Annotated in this window: 5 protein-coding genes; 3 read left to right on the top strand and 2 right to left on the bottom strand. The window is 49.4% G+C overall.

Annotated elements, in window-relative coordinates; all coding sequences use genetic code 11:
- Positions 1 to 330, bottom strand: a 330-nt coding sequence (locus tag VE954_RS06945; protein WP_414698978.1) for an IS5 family transposase, incomplete at its 3' end; no start/stop codon positions are given.
- 184 nt (positions 331 to 514) lie between these two features.
- On the opposite strand from VE954_RS06945, the gene VE954_RS06940 reads away from it, so the two are divergent.
- The 3 genes from VE954_RS06940 (at position 515) to VE954_RS06930 (ending at position 2,373) form a co-directional block, all read left to right on the top strand.
- Complete coding sequence (locus tag VE954_RS06940; protein ID WP_324951041.1) at positions 515 to 1,303, top strand: hypothetical protein; 789 nt, start codon at positions 515 to 517, stop codon at positions 1,301 to 1,303.
- A gap of 549 nt (positions 1,304 to 1,852) precedes the next feature.
- Positions 1,853 to 2,170 carry a hypothetical protein gene (locus VE954_RS06935; RefSeq protein WP_324951039.1) on the top strand — a complete coding sequence of 106 codons (318 nt, stop codon included), beginning with the start codon at positions 1,853 to 1,855 and terminating at the stop codon, positions 2,168 to 2,170.
- The gene (locus tag VE954_RS06930) at positions 2,170 to 2,373 is read left to right on the top strand and encodes a hypothetical protein (protein ID WP_324951038.1); all 204 of its coding nucleotides are present in this window, start codon (positions 2,170 to 2,172) and stop codon (positions 2,371 to 2,373) included. The genes VE954_RS06935 and VE954_RS06930 overlap by 1 nt, the downstream gene beginning before the upstream one ends.
- Before the next feature lie 54 nt (positions 2,374 to 2,427).
- On the opposite strand, the gene VE954_RS06925 is transcribed toward VE954_RS06930, so the two are convergent.
- The coding region (locus tag VE954_RS06925; RefSeq protein WP_324951036.1) for a putative zinc-binding metallopeptidase at positions 2,428 to 3,178 on the bottom strand (751 nt) is incomplete at its 5' end.

The raw sequence follows: 3,178 nt of genomic DNA, 5'->3' as shown, positions 1-3,178 counted from the left end.
ATCATGTGCGTTCCCTTCGGTCACTTCAAAGCTTTTAGGATTTCCATGCGCATCGGTCAGCATATGAACCTTGCTGGTCAATCCGCCTTTGGATCGACCCAGGGCGGAGTCCTGATTTTTTGGGCCGCCTGCAGCATGTTGATGAGCCCGGTTAATTGTGGAATCCATGAGATTCCATTCATCATCAGATTGATCGGCATATGCTTCGACGAGCGACTGAATAATGCCCTTGCTCGACCAGCGATTGAACTGATTGTAGCAGGATGACCAGGGACCAAAAACTTCCGGCAAATCACGCCATGGGGCTCCTGTTCTCAGTCGCCAAAACACTGCTGAAATCTTTTATTCCCTGGCTGCATGACTGCTCGCGACTCCAGACATTTTCCCGCCCAGACTTTGCAAACGCAACAAAGCCGACCATTTTACTGGCCAAGTCCCTGCGACTTTGGTAGCTGATTTGCACTATTGTTTTCGATTTGAGTGTCGGGAACCTTCTTCCAATGGACGAGGAAATATGAAAAGTTCCGTTTTATTCATGAGTTGTTCTGTCTTGGTTAGCCTGGTGACCGGGGCTTGCGGATCAAATGACTCCGAAACATCGACCCAAAAAGGTATCCTGGATTGGACCAAATCGTCTGAATGTGCGACAGCCGGAGCCTTGAAAGACGGTACTTCCCCCCTGTATTGGCCATTCTGGAGGACACGTTCGTGGGATGAATACTATCAGGCCGATGAAAAGACCGGTTATGGCTTGGAAATTACAGAAGAAATTATAAAGGATCCGATCCCTGGAAGCGGAACGGGCATCCTGAAGCAAAAAACCTGTTCACGGGCTTTTACTCTGAAAGGTTCAAAAAAAGTTTATCTTGAATCCCAGCGCTTGCCAGGGTCAATGTTAGTCGCGGCTGTTCGTTCCGATGCTGGCTATATTCTGCTGACTGGACAAATCGGAGTGAAGGATAAAGCGCGCATTGAAGCAAGCTCCCTCGATCTCGCCAGCGGTCAACGCCGCCTCCTGGCCAGCGAACCTGTTCCGACTGATGGTTGCAATGCCTCAATCGGTCCTGTGCCGTCCCCTTCGGGTCGTTACATTCTCATCGAACGTCTGCAACCGGAAAGCTGTGGACCGGACGAACCTCGTTACGACATTACAGTCACTATTTTCGACTCCAAAGGCGTTTCGATCGGCAGTCCAATTCAAAAAAACGTCACAGGCGGATCGCAACTCATTTGGTTGAGCGAGACCGAATTCGAACTCAAGGACAACGAAGGCAGCGAAATCCACACTGTTCCCGGTGTCTGACATGCATCAGGTCTGCGAAGAGCAGACCTGTTTTATTTTCCAGGTATGAGTTTGCACCGACGTGCTGCTCTCAGATGCCTGGATTGGCATTTCGGGCCTCGATAGCCAGTTCACGGAACCAGGCTCCGGCTGCAGTGACCAGAAGTCGAGACCGACACGAGCCGTAGAGTCGAAAGCCGGACATCTGCGAGCTTGCTCTGGTGTTGACTCTTGAAATTTCCTGGCGTTTTTATTCCTGATTACAGGAAATAATGCAAAGGCACGAGCGTCAAAGGTCTCCCTTTTTCAAATCCCCTTCTAATTATCTTTACGTAAGAAGATCAGGACGCCTCATCCTTGTCCAAGTCGCAATGGATACAAAGGGATCGAGAAAACAGAATAATTTCGCGGCCAGCAGAATACCGGCCATCCGATATTTTTCGGGGAAATTGTCCATCCTGGCTAAATTTTTCACCAAGGCAAAAAAAACGTGAATATCCGTATTTCCGTAGGGTCTTCATTTTACGAGATGCGTACCGAATTGATCTCCCCAATGGAAAATTGCCTGCCTTGGATGATGCGTCCACCGCGCTGCTCTGCACCGACGGGGGCGAAAAGCCCAATGTATCGTTTAACGAACGCATGCTGGCTTATTATCGCTACGAGAATAAAAACCAAAGGGTCAACAGTCTGGAGTCATCCGCTGACATTCTCGTCTATGATCTTTTGCGCGGCAAAGAACCAATTGCCCTGACCAAAATGCCGAAAGGCTACTACGCGCAGTTCCCCCATTATCGTTCCGATGGGTGGCTGTATTTTACCGTCCTGAATGCCTGGACGGATGTGCGTTTTGTGGTGGCCACGGACGTCAGTCTTCATGTGGAATAATGAAATTTAAGAGCGAGCTTCAGAGTGAACTCAACCCACGTTCCCGGCGTTATTCTGAAGAACTCAAGGACGCGGTAAGAGCTGCCATCCATGCGAATCGCTATTCCATTGCAGCAGTTAGGGACGCTTTGGGAGTTGTCGTCAACGGCCATTTCCAAATGGATTTCGGCCGTGGACCCATCCCCAGATGGGGAGCGGGGTGACGGATGGGGAGCGGGGTGACAATGGGGCCATGCCCCGCGTTGGACGGGATTTCGTCAAGGATACAGCAGTGCTTCCTGCTCCAGAAATTTCCGGACAAAAGTCCGCTTCTTTTCAAGCAGCTCGCTTTCATATCGTTCTGTCAGGGAAATGGACTTGCCGCTCGGCAGCAGATACGATTTTTCCCAGGATCTGCTCATGGAATTGACATGGAATGTAAAGGTCTCAGCAAAATCCTCAACAGAATTTCCCGTTGCGTAGGTGGTGGCAAAGGGCATCTTTTCAAACCCCTCATAGAGGCTGTCATGCGAAGCCCGGGTTCGGGTATTTTCCTCACACGAGTAAAAACAAAAGGACTTGGGTTCGATCAAAGCCAGATCGCTTTTGATCGTGACATAATCGTCCCAACTCAGACTGCCCCAGGTTGATTCACCCGAATAACTGCAGCTCTTGGCATTTGGACTGCTTTTTTCACAGCCATTGGCCGAGACGTTATTAGCGAAATCAAAGAAGTGACCAAATTCATGCACCAAAATGTAATAGAGAGCCAAATTCATACTCTTGGTCTCTTTGAACACAACGCGGGGCAAATCCGCCCTGACTTCATACTCAGGAGCTTCAGTAAAATTGGTTTGCTCCTTCCAGCTCATCACATCCTGGGCCGAGGTCCGGTTATCAAATAATGATTTTCTGATTCCGAAAACCACGCCATCGGTTTTGCCGTTGGATGTCAGGGATCGGGCGTAAGCTAGAGATGTAAGGTCAGATTCAATGTAAAAATGTCTGACAGAGCAGAACATCTTTTGC

The organism is Oligoflexus sp. (assembly GCF_035638955.1).
Classification (GTDB): domain Bacteria; phylum Bdellovibrionota_B; class Oligoflexia; order Oligoflexales; family Oligoflexaceae; genus Oligoflexus.
This window is presented reverse-complemented; position numbering and strand designations above follow the sequence as displayed.

Coding starts and splice junctions, on each gene's coding strand:
- VE954_RS06940 (WP_324951041.1), top strand. CDS start 515: ATGAAAAGTTCCGTTTTATTCATGAGTTGTTCTGTCTTGGTTAGCCTG.
- VE954_RS06930 (WP_324951038.1), top strand. CDS start 2,170: ATGAAATTTAAGAGCGAGCTTCAGAGTGAACTCAACCCACGTTCCCGG.